This window comes from Lipingzhangella halophila (assembly GCF_014203805.1).
GTDB classification, from domain to species: domain Bacteria; phylum Actinomycetota; class Actinomycetes; order Streptosporangiales; family Streptosporangiaceae; genus Lipingzhangella; species Lipingzhangella halophila.
On sequence record NZ_JACHJT010000001.1, the window covers coordinates 3574096 to 3592759 of the forward strand.

Annotated in this window: 17 protein-coding genes and 1 pseudogene; 8 read left to right on the forward strand and 10 right to left on the reverse strand. The window is 70.8% G+C overall.

The window, feature by feature from the left end:
• Positions 1-495: 495 nt before the first annotated feature.
• The 6 genes and pseudogenes from F4561_RS16495 to F4561_RS16515 all read left to right on the forward strand — a co-directional run bounded on the left by F4561_RS16495 (position 496) and on the right by F4561_RS16515 (position 6247).
• Entirely contained in the window at positions 496-1236 is a 741-nt protein-coding gene (locus tag F4561_RS16495) for a DUF3558 domain-containing protein (protein ID WP_246437211.1), read from the forward strand.
• A 177-nt stretch (positions 1237-1413) separates the two neighbouring features.
• Positions 1414-2358 carry a carbohydrate kinase family protein gene (locus F4561_RS16500; RefSeq protein ID WP_184580083.1) on the forward strand — a complete coding sequence of 315 codons (945 nt, stop codon included), beginning with the start codon at positions 1414-1416 and terminating at the stop codon, positions 2356-2358.
• 499 nt (positions 2359-2857) lie between these two features.
• Positions 2858-4411, forward strand: coding sequence for a polysaccharide deacetylase family protein (locus F4561_RS16505; RefSeq protein WP_184580085.1), 1554 nt, complete (start codon positions 2858-2860; stop codon positions 4409-4411).
• 445 nt (positions 4412-4856) lie between these two features.
• Positions 4857-5465: a DUF6461 domain-containing protein gene (locus tag F4561_RS16510; RefSeq protein ID WP_184580087.1), complete on the forward strand. Its 609-nt coding sequence runs from the start codon at positions 4857-4859 to the stop codon at positions 5463-5465.
• Positions 5466-5535: 70 nt separating this feature from the next.
• Positions 5536-5661 (forward strand): annotated as a pseudogene (locus F4561_RS32045) (transposase); the annotation flags it as partial.
• Positions 5662-5872: 211 nt separating this feature from the next.
• A complete protein-coding gene (locus F4561_RS16515; protein ID WP_184580089.1) occupies positions 5873-6247 on the forward strand; it encodes a hypothetical protein in 375 nt (124 codons plus the stop codon).
• A gap of 207 nt (positions 6248-6454) precedes the next feature.
• Here the strand turns inward: F4561_RS16515 and F4561_RS16520 are convergent, their stop codons facing one another.
• The 3 genes from F4561_RS16520 to F4561_RS16530 form a co-directional block, all read right to left on the reverse strand.
• A complete protein-coding gene (locus F4561_RS16520; RefSeq protein WP_184580091.1) occupies positions 6455-7678 on the reverse strand; it encodes an MFS transporter in 1224 nt (407 codons plus the stop codon).
• A 49-nt stretch (positions 7679-7727) separates the two neighbouring features.
• Positions 7728-8135 (reverse strand): MerR family transcriptional regulator, encoded by a 408-nt coding sequence (locus F4561_RS16525; RefSeq protein WP_221445507.1) that lies wholly within the window; start codon positions 8133-8135, stop codon positions 7728-7730.
• Positions 8136-8274: 139 nt separating this feature from the next.
• A complete protein-coding gene (locus F4561_RS16530) occupies positions 8275-8655 on the reverse strand; it encodes a nitroreductase family deazaflavin-dependent oxidoreductase (RefSeq protein ID WP_184580093.1) in 381 nt (126 codons plus the stop codon).
• Positions 8656-8787: 132 nt separating this feature from the next.
• Between F4561_RS16530 and F4561_RS16535 the strand changes: the two genes are divergently transcribed.
• Positions 8788-9426, forward strand: a complete 639-nt coding sequence (locus F4561_RS16535) for a TetR/AcrR family transcriptional regulator (protein WP_184580095.1) — start codon at positions 8788-8790, stop codon at positions 9424-9426.
• A gap of 33 nt (positions 9427-9459) precedes the next feature.
• Positions 9460-10245: an STM3941 family protein gene (locus tag F4561_RS16540; protein ID WP_184580097.1), complete on the forward strand. Its 786-nt coding sequence runs from the start codon at positions 9460-9462 to the stop codon at positions 10243-10245.
• A gap of 109 nt (positions 10246-10354) precedes the next feature.
• Here the strand turns inward: F4561_RS16540 and F4561_RS16545 are convergent, their stop codons facing one another.
• The 7 genes from F4561_RS16545 to F4561_RS16575 all read right to left on the reverse strand — a co-directional run bounded on the left by F4561_RS16545 (position 10355) and on the right by F4561_RS16575 (position 18473).
• A complete protein-coding gene (locus F4561_RS16545) occupies positions 10355-11500 on the reverse strand; it encodes a quinone-dependent dihydroorotate dehydrogenase (protein ID WP_184580099.1) in 1146 nt (381 codons plus the stop codon).
• Between the two features lie 2 nt (positions 11501-11502).
• Positions 11503-12423 (reverse strand): proteasome assembly chaperone family protein, encoded by a 921-nt coding sequence (locus tag F4561_RS16550; protein ID WP_184580101.1) that lies wholly within the window; start codon positions 12421-12423, stop codon positions 11503-11505.
• Between the two features lie 220 nt (positions 12424-12643).
• Complete coding sequence (locus F4561_RS16555; protein WP_184580103.1) at positions 12644-14398, reverse strand: ABC-ATPase domain-containing protein; 1755 nt, start codon at positions 14396-14398, stop codon at positions 12644-12646.
• Between the two features lie 232 nt (positions 14399-14630).
• Positions 14631-16304, reverse strand: a complete 1674-nt coding sequence (locus tag F4561_RS16560) for a sodium/solute symporter (RefSeq protein ID WP_184580105.1) — start codon at positions 16302-16304, stop codon at positions 14631-14633.
• Positions 16301-16687, reverse strand: a complete 387-nt coding sequence (locus F4561_RS16565; protein WP_184580107.1) for a hypothetical protein — start codon at positions 16685-16687, stop codon at positions 16301-16303. Before F4561_RS16565 ends, F4561_RS16560 begins: the two co-directional genes overlap by 4 nt.
• Complete coding sequence (locus F4561_RS16570; RefSeq protein ID WP_184580109.1) at positions 16684-17445, reverse strand: LytR/AlgR family response regulator transcription factor; 762 nt, start codon at positions 17443-17445, stop codon at positions 16684-16686. Before F4561_RS16570 ends, F4561_RS16565 begins: the two co-directional genes overlap by 4 nt.
• A complete protein-coding gene (locus F4561_RS16575) occupies positions 17442-18473 on the reverse strand; it encodes a sensor histidine kinase (protein WP_312885314.1) in 1032 nt (343 codons plus the stop codon). Before F4561_RS16575 ends, F4561_RS16570 begins: the two co-directional genes overlap by 4 nt.
• Between the last annotated feature and the right edge of the window lie 191 nt (positions 18474-18664).

An 18664-nucleotide genomic window follows, 5' to 3' on the forward strand; every position in this document is an offset into this window, starting at 1 on the left:
CATCCAGGCAGTGGAACCAGGAACGCGCCCACGCGCGTCTCACGGATCGTTAACAACGCAGCCGGCGCGAGGGGAGTCATGAGCGACAACGGACCCTACATACAGCCACCGCAATTTCCGCAGGATGGCGAGGGCAACTCTGGAGGGCAGCAGCCGCCGTACGGCGGCCCCTACGGGCAGCCCGGTTACGCGCAAGGGACCCCGGACGCCGCCGGTCAGCAACACCCGAGCGGGCCACACCAGCCCCCCTACGGCGGACCCGGTGGCCCAGGTGGCCCGGGCCAAGGTGGCCCAGGCCCCGGCGGTCCGGCTCCGGGTGGCCAGCCCGGTTCTCCCTATGGCGCCCAGCCCGGCCCTGGGGGGCCGCCGTTCCAGAACCCCCCTGAACAGCAGATGTACCAAGGGGGCGGGGCACCTCCGTACGGGCCGGGCGGGCCTGCTGGCGCGCCACCGGGTTACCCGCAGCAGCCCCAGCCCCGCAAGAGCAGCGCCGGAATGTGGATCGTCATCGGCGGCGGAGCCGTCATTGTCATCCTGGTGATCGCTGTTGTCGCGGTCGTACTGCGCAACTCTGGCGACGACGGCCAGCCGAGCGCACAGGGCGGCGGGAACGAGGAGCAGGAGGGCAACCAGTCCGGCGGCGGGAACGAGGAGCAGGAAGGAGGCGGGGACGAGGAGGAAGAAGAAGAGGGCGGCGGCCAAGCCCAGGGTGAACCGCCCTACGAGCTTCCCGAGGAGCCCTGCGACACCCTCTCCGATGACGCCATGGAGACCTACAGCCTGGACACTCCGAGCAAGAGCCTCACCGACAACCGCTCCTCCTGCTCGTGGAGCGTCGACGGCGAGGGCGACACGTACGGCACCCTTCGGGTCGAGTACAACGTTCCCTACGCCGGCGCCGACTCGGTCGAGGGTGCGGAGCAGGAGTTCCAGGACGCCGTCGACTACGCGACCGACGAGGACGACGACTACATCGAGCGCACGGTCCATGAGGACGAGGAGGCCGACCTCGGAGACGAGGCCAGGCTGCTGTTCTCGACGGAGAAGACGACCTTGTCGAACGACTCGGTCGGCACGATGCTGATCCGGACCGAGAACATGAACGTCGAGGTCCGGTACGCGATGATGCCCGGTCTGGGGGCAGACGAGGACGCTCCGGCACCGCTTGAGTTCAGCGACGTCGAGGAAATGATGCATGACCTCGGTGGCCAAGCGGTCAGCCAGTTCGGCGCCTGAGGCCAGCCTCGCGCCCGGCAGGCGTGACACCGGCATCGGTCGGGTGCGCGATAACGCGTTCCGGGAACCACTTCCCTCTCCGGGTTCCCCGCGGGTGGCAGACCACCCGCGGGGAACCATCGTGTTCCAGGGGCATCCGCGCCCCGCAAGACTCACTCGCAATCGAAAGAACGCCACGTGCTGACCGTCATCGGCGAAGCCCTGATCGATCTCATCAACGTTGACAGCGGCACCTACCGCGCAGTCCCCGGCGGCGCGGCGGCCAACACCGCGGTCGCCCTCGCCCGCCTGGGCACGCCGGTGTCGCTCCTGGCACGGTTCGGCGACGACCGGTTCGGCCGCGACCTTCGCGAGTACACCGGATCACGGGGCGTCGACCTGCGGCACTCGGTCGCCGCGCCGGAGCCCACGACGCTGTCCGTGGCCACCCTCGATGAAGTGGGGCGCGCCGAGTACGGCTTCTACGTCAACGGGACCGCCGACTGGCAGTGGGTCCCGGACGAGCTCCCCGATCCTGTTGGCGGTGGCGTCACCGCCATTCACGCGGGATCCCTGGCGATGGCGCTGCGCCCCGGTGCGCCGGTCATCGAGACGTGGTTGTCGGCGCAGCGGGAACGCGTCACCGTCAGCTTCGACCCGAACATCCGCCCCGCGCTGGCCGGACCGCACGACGTCGAGGTACGGCGGATCGAGCGCCAGGTAGGTCTCGCCGATGTCGTCAAGGTCAGCGACGAGGACCTCGCGTGGCTCTACCCGGAGCGCGAGGTCGAGGAGTCCCTGCGAAGCTGGGGCACGCTCGGCCCGTCGCTGGTCGTCCTGACCCAGGGCGCGCGGCCGACCGTGGCGCTGCGGGCCGGCGCTCCCCCGCTCCTGGTCCACCGGCGCCCTACGCGTACCGAGGTCACCGACACGGTCGGGGCCGGGGACGCGTTCGCCGCGGGCGTCCTCGACGCGCTGTCGCAGATCGGGGCGCTAGGCGGTGCCGCGCGGCCGCATCTGGCCTCGCTTGACGAGGCGGCGGTAGCCGCCTGTCTGGACCACGCCCACCTGGTCGCGGCCCGGGTCTGCGCGCGCCCCGGCGCCGATCCGGGTGAGCTCGCGCTACCTCCGGTGCGGCTCTAGATACCCGGTTTCGCGGCGGGACGAAAGGGGCACCGCGCCCACGGCGGGAAATATCCCGCCGGTCGCCCTCGTGGGGTCCTCCCCCGGACTCCGCGGACCACCCGCCGCGCCACAGCCGGCACCCTCTCACCAGCGCGGTCCCGAGGCGACGGCCTCGGATGCGGACGCGGGTAGCGATCAGGGGCTGTCGGCGCCCCATTTCCCCGGCGCCGCGGGCCGGTTCCGGTCTCACACCATGGGCCACTATGGGCCACTTATACGACGTGCGACGATTCCGCACCGCACGCACCAATCACGGCTGTCAGGATAGTGAGGTGCTTTGGCGCGGCAATCAGGGTCTTCGGCGCCTTCCGGACTGGACAGTGAAACGTATCCAAATCGACACCAACCGTTAGTGAACCGCCACGCGAGCTCCTATCGACATACCAGACGATGCAGTCCACAATCGGTTCGCCCGCTGCCCGGGCCGAGAAAATAGAAAGAGAACGCTGGCCGCCACATGTTCTTTCGTGCTTCTACCCCCGCGGTCACCAGTCCCCCAACAGCACGCCCTCTTGGCATCCCCGCAGCCACTATCGCGATCCTGACGCTTGCCGGCTGCAGCATCGGAGAGGGCGACCAGTCCTCAGGGTCAGAGGAGATCAAACCCGACGGCGATCCTGACCAGCTCACCGTTGTCGCCCCGGAAAACGTCACCGGAATCTCCGAGGTGACGAACAGTGAGGATGGCGACGTCCTGATCGAGACCGCGTACCCGGAAATCCCGAACGCCGACCCGCTCACCGAACAGCTCGGCACGATCATCGAACGCGAGACCAGCGATTTCGTGGATGCCTATCCCGACGCCAAGGCGTTCACCGTCGACTGGAACCTCAGCGTCGCGGGCGACGGCATTGTCGCGGTCCGGCTCGTCCGAACCGAGGAGGACGCTGACGGAGAACACACCAGGTACGCCACGTACTACTACGACGCCACCGAGGGCGGTACCGGCTACTCCACCGAGCTGCTCGCCGGGCAGCAGGAGCTCGACGCCCTCAATGACCTGGTGAGCGAGAACCTGGAGGGTCAGGAGGACGTCGACACCGCGAAGCTGTACCCGATCATGCGCCTCTACGACTCGGTCGGCTTCAACCCCGAGGGCGACCTCGTCGTGGAGTTCGACTCGGGGGAGGTGGCCCCGGAGGACGCCGGGCGGATCAGCGCGGTCATCGACCAGGACGATGCCGCGCCGTTGCTGTCGGAGTTCGGTGAACGGGCGCAGTCGGCCGCGACCGTCGTCACCCCTGACTTCGAGATCACCCGGGACAGCCCTAAGAGCGGAGCGCCCAGCGATCCCGTTCCCGGGGTGCTTCCCGTGCGGGACGACAGCGTCGACTGCTCCACGGCCGAGAGCAAGTGCATCGCGCTGACCTTCGACGACGGCCCCGGCGAGCGGACACCCGAGCTGCTCGACGCGCTCGCCGAGCACGACGCCAAGGCCACCTTCTTCCTCACCGGCGAGCCGCTGCGCGAGAACGTCGACACGCTGCGGCGCGAGTACGCAGAGGGCCACGAGATCGCCAATCACACCGAGACCCACCCGAACCTCACCACGATAGGCAGCGGCGAGGTCGAGGACGAACTGACCCCGGTCAACGCACTGGTCCGCCGGGAGACCGGCCACGAGATGACGCTGATGCGGCCGCCGTACGGGGCCACCGACGATTCCTCCGCCGCGGTGTCGAAGGACCTGGGGTTGGCCGAGATCCTGTGGAGCGTCGACACCAACGACTGGCGGGACCGCAACGCCGGCAAGGTCGCCTCGCACACCGTGAAACACGCGAAGCCCGGCTCGATCGTGCTGATGCACGACATTCACGGCACCACCATCGACGCCGTGCCCAGAATGCTGGAAAAGCTGACGAACAAGGGCTTCACCATGGTCACCGTCTCGCAGCTCCTCGGTGAGACCGAGCCCGGCGAGGAGTACCGCGACGGCCACCCCGACAAGGACAAAGACAAGGACGACAAAGACAAGGACGAGAAGGACGACAAGGACGAGGACGACGCCTAGCCAGGGAGCGTGCCGGCACTGATCGGCGGGCGGCTGTCCCGCCTTGGTGGGGCCGATCGACGATCCGTGGCCCCGGGGTCCGGGGCCACGTGGAACGGCACTACCTCGCCGGAGTCGCGGGCCGGCTGTGTCCGTCCGGTCGTGGCGCCGCGCTCCCGGACCCGGGCCCCTATCCAGCCAGCCGTGCGTCCGCCACTCCCTCCGGGGTTGCGTCTGAAGACCCCGCAGGTCAGGGCGTCGGAACGCGCCGGGGTGGGTGCTGGATCCACCACCGATACAGCGCCGTATCCTTGGGGACCGAATAAACGGCCCGCGGCGGGGAACGCGTAAGGTGCGCGCACCGTCGCCGCGAGACGAGACCAGCCGCAACACCGCGACCCCTGGCACCCCCAGAGTCAGGGATCACTACCCCCGAGACCCGTGGAATGTGAAAGGGAACTGGCCCATGGCCGTGGCGCGTGCCCGCGACTACGCGTGGCTGCAGGAGACCCAGCCAGATCTGGCCGAGGCGTTCTGTATGTCCTACGTTCGGGGCCTGAGTAAGAGCGAGGCGTTGTGCCGTCTCGGAGCGGCTGACCGGCAACTTCGTAGCCTGCCGATCGCCGAGGCCGTCGAGGCGGGACTGTGCGCCGAACGGCCGCCGCTCACGGCGCACGCACTGTCGGTGCACGGATGGGTGGTCATCATCGAACCCACCGGCTGCCGGGCCACACACCCCGCGACGTACCGCACCCTGTCCGGCGGGACCGATCTGGTGTCGGTGCGGGTGCTGCTGGACCACCGCTACGAGTTCCGCTGGGTGGTCGACGGCGTGCTCCAGACCTACCTCGACACCCGGTGGCCGGCAGTGCGGCGCGGCACCCGCCCCGACGCCCTGCTGGACCATATGCGCGCGGTCGAGCTCGACGAGGACTCCGAGGCGGCCGCCCCGGCGGCGGCCGCGCTCGCCCTTGCCGAACGCGTCACCGGTGTCCGAATACGCCCGTCCCACCTGAACGGGCCGCTCCTGGGAGCGGAGCTGTCGCCGACACAGCCGGTGGCATCGGGCTCGTAGTACTTCGTCGAGTCGCTGGTTTCCGGCGGTGGTTCCGGGATGACGGGGCGCGGGTCTCGACGCGTGCCGCGCCGAGGTCTTCGCCTCCATTCCCCGCAGGGGCACTCGCGCGTGGGGCGACTGCTACCTGCGTGGGCTGATGCTGGAGGGGCGGCGCACGCCGATCCAGCCCATGGCCGAGTGCCTGCCGGACGGCGGCATGCGGGCCCGCGGCAGTTGACGGGCCAGTCGTCCCGGGAGCAGGTAGGCGCCCCGCAGCCAACCCCCGCCCCGGGGACCGAGTGGCGCTCCCTCTGCACAGCGTCGATACCAACGCGGGGCGGGAAAGCGCCGGGGGTCGGCGGGCCTCTCCCCCGGCCCCGGTCGCCGCGCCGCTGTGCGCCCATGATCCGCGTACGATAACCGCCATGTCTGGAACGCCCCCCGAATACTCCGCCCCGAGGCGAGCGCCGCTCTCCACCGGAGCGGTGGTCGCCCTGGTCCTGCTGAGTGTGTTCGCGGTGCTCGTCTTCCTCTACCACGGGTTCACCGCCCTGCTGTTGACGGAGCCCCCGGAGTGCTTCATGCAGCTCACCCCGGCGGCGGAGGCGCAGTGTGAGCAGGCGCGTGCCGAGGGCTGGAGCATGGTGCCCTCAATGCTGCTGGGTGGGCTGGCGCTGCTTCCGCTCGTCGCGGTGTCCGCGGCGTGGGTACTGCGGCGTCGTGGGGTCGCGGTGCGCTGGATCGCGCTGGCGGTCCTCGTGGCCTCCCTGGCCCTCGGTTTCCTCGTCCCGACGTCATAGGACCGGGGCCGCTCACGCGCGGGAGAGGACCCGGTGCGGGCAGGAACGCCGGGGAGACGCAAGGATCACGGCGCGGTCGGGGCGCCTTCTCCGGCGCGCTGCCTGACCAACGGCACCACTGCGGCGAGGGCGTCTCGACAGGCCCGTGGGTGGCCGGGGAGCCGAAACCGCAGCGGGTCCGGATCACCCGGCGGCTGGAACGAGTGCTCACCCCCGGTCGGTGGAACGCGCCGGTGCCGGGCTGGCGGCGACCAGACCGGCGGCGACCAGCAGAATCGCGGCCAGGCACAGCAGCAGGGAGGTGAAGCCGAAGCCGATCCCGGCCACGATGGGCCCCGTCGAGGCCCCAAGGAACAGCGCCAGTCCGTAGAGTCCGATCGCTCCGGCGCGGGCCGGGCCGGCGTTGGAGCTGACCAGGGCGATGAGCGAGGGCACCGCGGTGGCGATACCGGCGACGAACACGGCACTGCCGGCCACCAGGCCCCACAGCACTCCACTGGTCAGGGCAGTCATGATCAGCCCTACCGCGGCCGTCAGGAAGCCCGTGACCGCCACCCGCGGCGGCCCGTACCGGCCGGCGAGGGTGCCCGCGAGCGGGGCGAGGGCCATCCCGGGAAGGCCCGCGAGCCGCACCAGCAGGATGTCGTCGCCGGCCAGCCCGAAGCGTGTCTGCAGTAAGGGGCCGAGCGCGGTGTACAGGGCCACGAACGCCAGCAGCACGGTCAGCGCCGCCAGGTACGGCCACGTCATCTCACGCCGTGTCAGTAGCCCTGCCATCTGGGAGAAACGCTGCCCCAGACTCGCCGGTGCCCCCTGACGGGCCGGCTCGCCGAGGAGCAGCGCCATCAGGACAGCGATGACGGCGAACGCTGCCGCGGCGAGAGCGAACACCCAGCGCCACCCCAGGGCCAGCACGACGCCCTGGGCGTAGACCTGGCCGGCGATTCCGGCGACCAAGAACGCCGTGGAGACCACGCCGATCCCGGTGGTGCGCCAGCGCGGCGGCAGCGCCTCGCCGAGGTAGGCGATCGCCACGGCAGCGAAGCTCGCGGCGATGAACCCCTGCGCCGCGCGCAGTGCCCCGACCATCACCAACGACGAGACGAGCGCCAGCCCCGCGGTCGCGGCCGTTAGGGCGACCATGCCGGGGATCAGCACGACCCGGCGTCCGAAACGGTCGGAGACCGGGCCCCAAACCAGGAACCCCGCGGCGTAGGCAAGGCCGTAGGCCGTGTTCAGCGCGGTGGTGCCCGCACCTCCCAGATCCGCGCCAACCACCGGGGCCAGCGGGATCGCCAGGTAAAGCTGCATCACCACGAGCAGCGCGGCGGTGCCCACGACCGTCAGCGGGGCCACTACCGGTGCCGTGTCGCCGCCGAGTGCCGCGGAACGGTGCCCGCGGCCGGGCGCTACCGCAGTCGGGTGTGCCATCAGATCCTCCAGGTCGTTTACGTAAACGTAAGACTTGTGTCGAAAAAAATCAGTCGGCCTCGGCCTCGATCTCGGCCAGGCGCGCCTCGATCCGGGCGATGCTGTCCTGGAGTTCGCGCTCGAAACGCTCCAGTCCTTCCCGGCGCCGCCGCGTCTCGTTCAGGTGTCCGTACAAAATCTCCAGGGTCTTCCGCTTGCCCTGCGCGCCGGTGGGGTCGTCGAAGTACATGTGGAGCACCGAGGTGATCTCGTCCAGGGACAGCCCCACGTCCTTGAGCTGGTTGATCTTGCGCAGCCGCGTGAGCTCCTCTTCGGTGTAGTAGCGGTAGCCCGAGGAGGCGCGTTCGTGTGGGCGGAGCAGTCCGAGTTGCTCGTAGTGGCGCACCGTGCGCGGCGTCACATCCGCAGCGGCGGCCAACTCGCCGATGCGCATCTCCCCGCTGCCCGGATCCGCCATGCCTCCACTGCTCCACTCGTTGACCCTTAACGTCAACGTCAGACTAATCCCGTAGCTGGCTCCGCGCAAGAAGCGCAGGCGCCGGCGGCATCGCGGAGGCCAGGAGGCTGAGCCGCCACTTCCGCGGTAGGCCCGCGCATCATGCCTCCGCGGTCAGGAGGATGTACTCGTCCACCCGGACCGCTCCCATGACGCTGCGCGCCCAGCCGGGCAGCAGCGGAGCCCCGTCCCGGGCCGGTAGCCGGCGGCTCCCGGAGGCCCGGTGGAGCCGTCCCGCCCGGGTGAGCTCGGTCCGGTCCGCCAGTTCCACGTTCCGGGCCCACTGCACGTCCGAACCGTAGGCCAGGGCGACCACCCATCCGCCGTCTGCGCGGAACGCCATGACGGGCGTCTCGTATCGCCTGCCGCTCTTCCGGCCCGTGTGGTGAATGAGGGCGAGAGGGGGCAGACGCCGGGCCAGGGGCCTGATCGCGGGATTGAGGACGCGGGCGACGGACCGGAACGGGCGGGGCATGGCCATGGTGCACTTTCCTCACGGTGGTAGGGGCACAGAGGCCCCCGAGTCAGTGGAGGCGCTCGAATTAAGAAACTCTTGGTATCTAAAGACTAATGCCGCCACATAAGATACGCAAGGTGTCCTAATCTGGTCCGTATGGATCACGAGCCCAGGAGACGCCGCCGGGGCGCAGCCCTGGAGGAGGCCATATTCGCTGCGGTGCGAACCCAGCTCGACGAGTCGGGGTACGCGAACCTCTCCATGACGTCGGTGGCCGAGTGTGCCGGGACGAGCAAACCCGTCCTGTACCGGCGGTGGCCGAGCCGGGCTCGGCTCGTCTACGCGGCCGTCGCCCACGGCCACCGAACCGTTGCCGGGCCTGCCGACACGGGGGCCCTGAGAGGCGACCTCGTGGCGCTCATGGAGACGCTGGTGCGCAGAGCCCGGTGGTGGCGCCCGGATACCATCTGGGGCCTTCTCGCCGACAGCGCGGACGATCCGGAACTACTCCGGGAGATTCGGGAAAGCCTCCTCGAGCCGCGGGAGAGGTCCTGGATGGAAGAAATCCTGACCAGGGCGGCCGGGAGGGGGGAGATCGCCCCCGGAGGCCGCAGCACGCGCCAACTCGACCTCCCCTCCGAACTGCTCCGGAGCGAGTACCTCCTGCACGGCGGCATCGGCGGGTCCACGGTCGCGGAGATCGTCGACGAGATCCTGCTCCCGCTCCTCACCGCGCCCACCTGCTCGGGGCGGAACCCTCTTCGCCAACCCCCTCGCGATGGCGAGCACGTGTAGTGCGCCCGCCGCTGCCCTATCGTTGGTCCTCGTATGGGAAACAAGGCAAAGCTCATCGTGGCGTTCGGCGTCATGATCCTGATGTCGGGGTTCCTGGCGCTTACCGGTGAGGTGTTCGGCTACATCGGCCTGCTGTTCTTCGGTGGCAGCGGTGCGGTCCTTCTGGTCCTGAACCGCCGCCCGCGTCGCGTGCCCGGCGCGGGGGGCGAAAGCGGCTGGGCCGGTACCGTCCATGGCACGCTCCCGGGTGCCCACCGCTACACCGCCCGGACCGCGGGTCTGGTGTTTCCCGGTCGGCGCGGAGCCGCGCTCGCCGTGGCCATCGGCGCGGCCCTCTTCGTGCTCCTCGGTGCGTGGATGGTGTTCGCGGGGCTGTACCAACCGAACCCCTCGGAACGGATTCCCTCGCCGGCCCTCGTCGTCATCGGAGCGGTGTCGATCGGCTTCTTCGGGCTGTGCGGCGTCCTGGGAGCACGGTCCCTGTTCGGGCGGGCCCGCGGTGTCGCGCTGCTGCCTGAGGGGGTCTACCTCCGAGCACCCGCTGGCCGGGCGTGGGTGCGCTGGGACGACCTCGCCCAAGCCTATGTCGGGACCGTCTCCGGTCAGTCCCATATCGCGCTGCTGGCCCACGCACCCGAGCTGATCGAGCTCACCGGCCTGAACCGGTGGCTGCACGGCACCAACCGCAGGAACTTCGGTATGGACGTGGGCTACCCCGGCCAGCACCTCCACGTCAGCCCCGAGGAGGTCGTGTCCGCGATCACCCACTACCGGGCTAGCCCACCGGCGCGGGAACAGCTTCCCGACCCGCAGCGCTAGCCACGCTTGACCGCGCCCAGGAGCCACCGCAGCAGTCACCCGGCGGCAAGTACCGCGGGAATCGTCCCGCTGAGCTAACAGACGGCCCCGCCTGGCCGGGCCGGTGTGGCTAGTGGTCCACCATGTCGCCGGCAGCGGTACCGATGGCCTCGTCGATCGAGGCGTAGCCGGCGGCGCGGACCAGCCTGGCCAGGCCCCGGTGCATCGTGCGCGGCCACAACGGGCCGCCGTAGACGAGGCCGGTGTACCCCTGGACCAGGGTCGCCCCCGCCCGGATGCGCTCCCAGGCGTCGCGCGGGGTCTCGATCCCGCCCACGGCCACCAGGACGAGCCGGTCGCCCACGCGGGCGCGCAGCCTGCGCAGTACGTCGAGCGACCGCCGCCGCAGCGGCGCCCCGGACAGTCCGCCGGTCCCGACCTCGGAGACCTGCTCCGGGGCGCTGCGCAGGCCGTCGCGCGCGATCGTGGTGTTGGTGGCGATGATGCCGTCGAGCCCGAGCTCCAGCGCGAGGTCGGCCACGGCGTCGATGTCGGCGTCGGCCAGGTCGGGGGCGATCTTGACCAGCAGGGGAAGCGTCCGTTGCCCTTCGGAGTCGAGGGTGGAGCGCACTTCGGCCAGCAGCGGCCGGAGCTGCTCGACGGCCTGCAGGTCGCGCAGGCCCGGTGTATTCGGCGAGCTGACGTTGATGACCAGGTAGTCGGCGAACCCCGCGAGCTCGCGGGCACTGGCGACGTAGTCGGCTACGGCTTCTTCCCCGGGCACCGCCTTGGTCTTGCCGATGTTGACGCCGATGACGGAACCGCCCGCGCCGCCGTGGCGCGCCCGGTCGGTCGCCTCCCCGAGACGCTGCTCGAACAGGCGGTCGGCCACGGCCGCCGCACCGTTGTTGTTGAACCCCATGCGGTTGACGATGGCGCGGTCGGCCACCAGGCGGAACATCCGCGGCCGCGGGTTGCCGCCCTGCGGGTGGGCGGTCACGGTTCCCACCTCAACGAAGCCGAAGCCGAGCGCGGTGAGCCCGGAGACGCCCTCGGCGTTCTTGTCGAACCCCGCCGCCAGGCCGAGCGGCCCCGGAAACGCGCGCCCGAACGCGCGCACGGTGAGCTCCGGCTCGCGCGGGCCGAGCAGCCGGTTCAGCACATCGCCGGCGCCGGGCACCGCCGTGAGCCCGCGCAGCGCGGCGAAGCTCAGTTTGTGGGCGGTCTCGGCGTCGGCGTGCCGCAGCACAGCGTGGAAGAGCAACCGGTAGAGCATGGTCAGGCGTCACCGCCGCCCTCGCGCTCGGCGAGGTAGCGCTCCAGCTCGGCGCCGAGCTCGTCGGCCGTGGGCAGCCCCGACTCGTTCCCGGCCAGCAGGGGCTCGGTCCCGTCGTTGGACTGGCGCGCCGACATGATGTCGTCGTACTGCCGTTCCAGGTTGGCCACAACGCGCTGGACCTCTTCGGAGTCGGCGACCTGCTCCTCGATCTCGGCGTCGGCGCTCTCGGCGTTCTCCTCCAGCTTGCCCGTGGGCAGCGCCAGCCCGGTGGCGCCGTTCACGTACTCCAGCGCCGCGATCGCGGCACGCGGGTACTCCGACTGGGCCAGATAGGACGGCACGTGCACGGCGTACCCGATGAAGTCGTGCCCGGAATCCCCCATGCGGAACTCCAGGAGGGACACGGCGCTCGCGGGGACCTGGATCCGGCCGATCCACGGCACATGCCCGGCGACCAGGTCGGGGCGTGTCGCGTGCGGGGTCACGGTACTGGGGCGGGTGTGCGGGACGGCCATGGGGATGCCGTGCAGGCTCACGGTGAGGCTCACCGAGAGACGCCGCACCAGGTCGCGTACAGCGTCGGCGAACGCCTCCCACTCGCGGTCGGGCTCGGGACCGTGCAGCAGCAGGAACGGTGTGCCTTCGGTGTCGTGCATCAGGTACAGGACAAGCTTGGGCGCCTCGTACTCGGTCCAGGTGTTCTCGACGAACGTCATCACCGGACGCCGGGCCCGGTAGTCGACCAGCCGGTCGACGTCGAAGGTCGCGACCTCCTCGGCGTCGAACGCGTCGAAAAGCGCTTCCGCGGCCTGCTTGCCGACCGACCCGGCGTCGACGAACCCGTCGAGTACAACCAGCATTACCGGTTTGGCGAGCTCGTAGCCGGGACGGAGTTCGTAGAGGTCTGCGGGATCACGCACCTTGACGGGTCTCCATTCTCGCAGGGTCGCTCAGGTGGACGCGCGGCCACGACACGGGGCACACCACCACGCGGGCTTGTGCCGGACCGCGCAGTGCGACCCGGCGGGACACGCGCGGCAGTACCGGACCACCGGTTGAGGGTAGACGATCTTTCAACGACATATCCGTTACACGGCAACGCCGGCCCACCGTGCGCTGTTCCCCATATTCACCCTAAGATCAGCGCAATGCGCGCACCCGCAGCGTGCGCAGCCGGTTCAACGCGGCGGCGATCTCGAATCTCCTCGGGAGGGCGTAGTCGCCCGCGAACCCGCTTCCCAGCGCGTTCACCCCCTCCCGGGCCAGGCGGTCGTCCAAGGCGTCCAGCGCTTCGGCGACAGTGCGGTCATCGCCGAGGAGACCGTCCTCGGAGAGCATCCGCAGGGCCAGGCCGACACCCACGATCTGGCCCGGATCGACCAGTTGGGCGAGGTGCCGGACGTCGATGTCGCTCTCACCGAAGGTGAGGACGTCCATGTCGCGCCGCTTGATCTTGCTCCGGCCGCGCGCGTTGGCGTTCACCGAGCGCTGGTCGACGATCCGGTGGGCCGGCGCGTGGTACGTGGCGTCGGTGCGCTCCGCGGCCAGCGCACGCGCGCGCTCGGTGACGTCGTAGGGCCGGTAGCCGTCGAGCATCACGACGTTGTCGGCGACGTCGAAGTAGTCGCCGCTGCCGCCCATGACGAGCACCGTCGAGACCCCGTGGTGCCGGTGCAGCGGCCGCACCAGGTCAACAAAGGGGATCAGCGGCTCCCGGTCGCCGTGCACCAGGGCCTGCATCCGGGTGTCGCGGATCATCAGGTTGGTGGCGGTGGTGTCCTCGTCCACCAGCAGGGTGGTCGACCCCGCCTCCAGCGACTCGCTGATGTTCGCCGCCTGGGAGGTGGAGCCGGAAGCGTTGTCGCTGCGGAAGTCGCCGGTGTCGGAGCCGGTGGGGAGGTTCCGCACGAACGCGCTCACATCGGTGCGCTCCACTCTGCGCCCCTCCTCGGCGCGGATCTTCACGGCGTCGGGGCGGGTGGCGACGAGCTCGCGGCCGTCGCCCGGCACGTGGTCGTAGACGCCTCGCTCCAGCGCGTGCAGCAGCGTGGACTTGCCGTGGAACCCGCCGCCGACGATGAGCGTGATCCCTTCGGGGATCCCCAGGCCGCTGACCTCGCCGCGGTGCGGCAGCTTGACGGTCACCCGCAGCGTCTCGGGCGCGGTGAACGGGACGACCGCGGAACCGTCCATCGGGCGGTCGCTGACGCCGCTGTAGCGCGGCAGCACCGAGCCGTCCGCCACGAACGCCACGAGGCCCCGCGAAGGCAGCTCCGCGCGCAACGCTACGGTGTCCTCGACGGTGTCGGCGAACGCGACGGCGTCCTCCTGGTCGAGTTCCTCCCACCGCAGTGCGTCGACCATGGCGGGCAGCCGCTCACACAGCTCGGACTCGGCGCCGCGCGCGTCGATCCGGCGGCCGTGCCCCGGTAGCTCGATCCCCAGCCGCAGCAGGAGATCTCCGCGGTCGATCCGGCCGGAGGCGCGTTCGATGACCTCCTGCCCACCGGAGTCGATCCGCAGCCGCGCACCCTTGAGCACCCGGTACGCGCGGCGGACGAGGTAGTCGGCGGTGGCGCGGCGGCGCACCGGTGAGCGCCAGGCGTGCTCCGGCATCGCGGCCACGGCCGCCGGAACCCGCACCGAGATCCGCGACGGCGGCGCGAACGGGTCGGACTGCACCCGGTCGATACTCAGCGTGAAGTCGCCGAAGTCCCACTCGCCCTTGAGCGATTTGTACCGTCCGTACGACGACCCGGACATGCGCCGCAGCTCCGCGCTGAGGCGGGCGGCGTCGCGCGTGCCGCGGATCTCGGGCTCGTCGGGCCGCCCGCGGCGCTGCTGGTCCGGGCGCCCTCCGTTCCGGCGGTCGCCGCCGCCGTACCGACCGGACATGGGGTGACTCCTCCTCGAACGTCGTGCTCTCGGCTGGGTGGTGGGCCAACGCGCGGCCACATCTTCGTACGGTAACGCGGCCGCGCGGCCGCGCGCCCGGTACCGCCAATCGCCCTCGGTGCCCCACTGCCCACACGGGCCCAGTTCATGGCCCGCCCACCGTACGTCCCCGCCGGGGACGGCAGCACGCCGCGCCGGCGGGCCGCGGCTCCCGCCGGGCGGTCCCGCTCGTTCAGGGAGCGTGCAGCCGCAGCAGAGCGTGTTCCGCCCAGTCGGGCTCGGTGCCCAAAAGGGAGGTTCCGATCATGGTGGCGAAGGCCAGCGGCACTGTCCACGCGGCGGGCTGCGCGAGCAGCAACATGAACAGGCCGGAGTCCAGACTGGTCACGGTGGACACGGCGACCGCTCCCGTCGAGGAGGCGGCACCGATCACCAGGCCGGCCGCGGCGCCGGCGAGGGTCAGCCGGCGCCACCAGATCCCGAGGACCAGCAACGGGCAGAACGTCGACGCGGCCACCGCGAACGCCCAGCCGACGAGGACGTTGATGTCGACTTGGAAGGCCGGCAGGGCGACCAGTACCGCCACGGTCGTGCCCACCCCCACTGCCACCCGCAGGCGCGGCACGCTTCCGCTGAACAGGTCGTGCGAGAGCCCGCCGGCCAGGGCGAGCAGCAGCCCCGACGATGTGGACAGGAACGCGCCGAACGCGCCGGCGGCGACGAGCGCGGTGAGAACCGTGCCGGGGGCTCCCGGGGCGACCTGCGAGGGGAGCAGCACGGTGACAGAGTCGGTCGCGTCATTGAGGACCAGCCGCGGCGTGAGGACCCGCCCCAGCAACCCGTAGATCGCGGGGAACAGGTAGAACACCCCGAGCAGCGCGATGACGCCGGCGGCGACCCGGCGGGCCGTGCGCGCCGTGGGGCTGGTGTGGAACCGCATGAGAACGTGTGGGAGCCCCATAGCACCCAGCGAGAGCGCGAGAAGGGTGGACCAGGTGCTGAGAAGGGGGTAGCCGGCCTCCTCAATGTCGAGCAGGGGCCGGCTCCATTGCTCACCGCCGAGCTGCGGGACACCGGCCGGCTCGGGAACGCGCGCGCCCGCGGGAAACGTCAGCTCCTCCCCGGCCGCGATGTCGTGCGTCTCAGCGCCAAGGCGCTCGGTCTGTGCCGGCTCCCCCTCCCCCGGCGCCCTCTCGACCGTGGTCGGCTCCGCGACCTCCAGGCGGGTGTCAACGGTGAACTCCACGGTGGTCCGCGCGCCGAACTCGGTCACCCGGTCCGGTTCGAGGGCCTCGGCGCGCACGTCGGCCCCGGCGTGCACCATCAAGTAGACCGCGGGCACCGCGAGGAACGCGAGCTTGATTATGTAGTGGAACCCCTGGACGTAGGTGGCCGAGCGCATTCCGCCGGCCGCGATCGACCCGCTCACCACCATGCCGGCGAGGACCACCCCGACCCAGTAGGGCGTCCCGCTCACCAGGTTGAGCACCAGCCCCGCGGCCTTGAACTGCGGAACGAGGTACAGCAGCATGATCAGCAGGACAATGCACCCGGAGAGCTTGCGCAGCCGCGGCGAGCCCAGCCGGTACTCGGCGAAGTCGGGGACGGTGAACGCGCCCGAGCGCCGCATCGGGCCGGCGACCAGGGCCACCACCGCGACGTAGCCGGCGGTGAAACCCACCGCGTACCACAGCGTTCCCAGTCCGTTCTTCAGCACCAGGCCGGCGAGCCCGAGCACGGACGCCGCCGAAAGGTACTCCCCCGCGATCGCCATCGCGTTCCAGCCCGGCGAGACCTTGCGCGAGGCGATCAGGAAGTCCGACGTGCTGCGGGCCGCCCGCACCCCGTAGATCCCGATGACCAGGCTCGCCGCGAGCACGAATCCGATCGCGACGAAGCTTGTCATCCGCTGCCCCGCCGCTCGTTCGCCGGAGGCCCTCCGTGCCCCTGCTCCGCGCGTTCGGCCCGGAGCACGTGCAGCACCGCCAGGGTGAGCAGCAGCGGATAGGCCACCGCGCCGGCCAGCAGCCACGAGAGCGGCACGCCCGCGACGCCCACGTGGTCCAGCTCGGGAAGCGCGGCCACCAGGCCGCTCATGCCGAACACCACGAGGGCGAGCCCGGCCATGGTCGCCAGGGCGATCCTGCGCTGCCGCCGGAACGCCGCGCGCGCACCGGCGACGTCGGCGGGCGCCGGAAGCGGGAGCAGGTGCTGGCCCGGGCGGTGCCGGCGGGCGAGGGCGATGCGGGTCTGCGGGCTGGTGACGCGGACTCTGCGGCTCGGTCTCACCGGGTGGCCCGACCGAGCTGGTCGTTGCGGGCGGCCTGGGTCAACTGCTCCTTGAGGGTGCGGGAGTGCCGCCGGCTGACGGGCACGTCGCCGGCCGGTGTGCTGGCTACCAGGCCCGACGCCGACGTCACGTGCAGGTCGCGGACCCACGGGACCGCGACCAGGTAGCCGCGGTGCACGCGCACGAAGCCGGCGTGCGCCCAGACGTCCTCCAGGTAGGACAACGACAGCCGGATGAGGTGGGTGGCGCTGGCGGTGTGCAGCCGGACGTAGTCGCCGTGCGCCTCGACGAACTGGACGTCGTCGCGCCGCACGAAGACCGTGCGGCCGGCGAACTCGACCCGCACGACGTCGAGCTCGTCGTCTCCGGCGGGGGTGTCCCGCTCCCGCCGCTGGCGGGTGATCCGCCCGACCGCATCGGCGAGCCGTTCCTTCCTGACCGGTTTGAGCAGGTAGTCAACCGCGCCGATGCCGAACGCCTCGATCGCGTGGTCCTCCGAGGCGGTGACGAACACGATCGCGGGCGGCGCGGACAGCGCTCCCAGCACGCGGGCGACCTCCATACCGTCGAGGCCCGGCATCAGGATGTCGATGAACGCGGCGTCGAATCCGGTCGTGCCGAGCAGCTTCACGACACTGGCGCCGTCCTCCACCGCGGTGACCTCGCCGACCTCGGGCATCCTGCGCAGGAAAGATGCCAGCTCCTCGCGTGCGGACGCCTCGTCCTCCACAACGAGGACGCGTAGCGGTCCACTCATTCTGCAACCACCCCCCGCATGAACCGAGGTATCCGGATCATCACCTTTGTACCGCTTGCCGGTGCGGTCTCGATGACCAAGCCGTACTCGGGCCCGTAGACCTTGCGCAACCGCTGGTCGACGTTGGCCAGCCCGACGCCTTTCGCCGGCGGCCCGGTTCCGGCTAGTACGGACCGGGCGAGCTCCGGATCCATGCCGACGCCGTCGTCCTCGATCTCGATCACGCACAACGGCCCCTCGCCGAACCCGGACACGCTGATCCGGCCCTCACCGCCGGGCTTCTGCTCTAGTCCGTGCCGCACGGCGTTCTCCACGATCGGCTGGACCACCAGGAACGGGATCGCGACGGGCAGGACCTCCGGCGCGATCCGCACGGTGACATCGAAGCGGTCCCGGAACCGGGCGCGCTGCAGCTCCAGGTAGGTCTGGGTGGCCTGCAGCTCCGTTGCCACTGTTGCATAGTCACCCGCTGAGGAGAAGCTGTACCGCAGGTAGTCCGCGAAGTCGGACAGCAGCTCCCGGGCGCGGTCGGGTTCGGAGTGGATCAGCGCCGCGATGGCCGCGAGCGCGTTGTGCATGAAGTGCGGTGAGATCTGCGCCCGGAGACTGCGCAGGTCCGCCGCGGCGACTCGCTCGCGGGACATGCGCAGGTCAGCGTGGTCCAGGTGGTCCGACACCAGGCCGGCGACCTCGCTGAGCTCGCCCTGGGCGATGTCGCCGCTGACGACGAGGCAGCCGGCCAGGTCATCGGCGACGAACAATGGAGCCGCGGAGAGAGGAGGCTGCCGGCTCACCCCGCCCCGGCCGTACACCTGGGCGAGCAGCGCCTCAAGGTCGGTTTCGGGCGGCAGCGCGCCGTACTGGGTCACGGCTCCGTCGAGGTCGGCCAGGACGACGGCGTCGGCGTCCAGCAACTTTCCGAGGCGCCGGGCGGCGCTGCCCGCTCCCCGGCCGCGCAGGCCGTCGCGGAGATCGTCGTTGAGCTTGCGGAACTCCGAGAGCACGGAACGCCGATCGGTCCGCGCCACTGCGCGCCTCTCGGAAACGAGGCGGCCGGCCCCGCCCAACCACCCCCTGGACACGGCAATATTGTAGCCCGGATCACAGGTGGCGGCGGGGCCCGGCGCCACAACGTAGGGCGGTGCTGCCCCTGCTGGCGCCCGCACTGGGACTCCCCTCGCCGTTCAATGCCGCGGGTCCGTACCGGCACGGCGCAGGT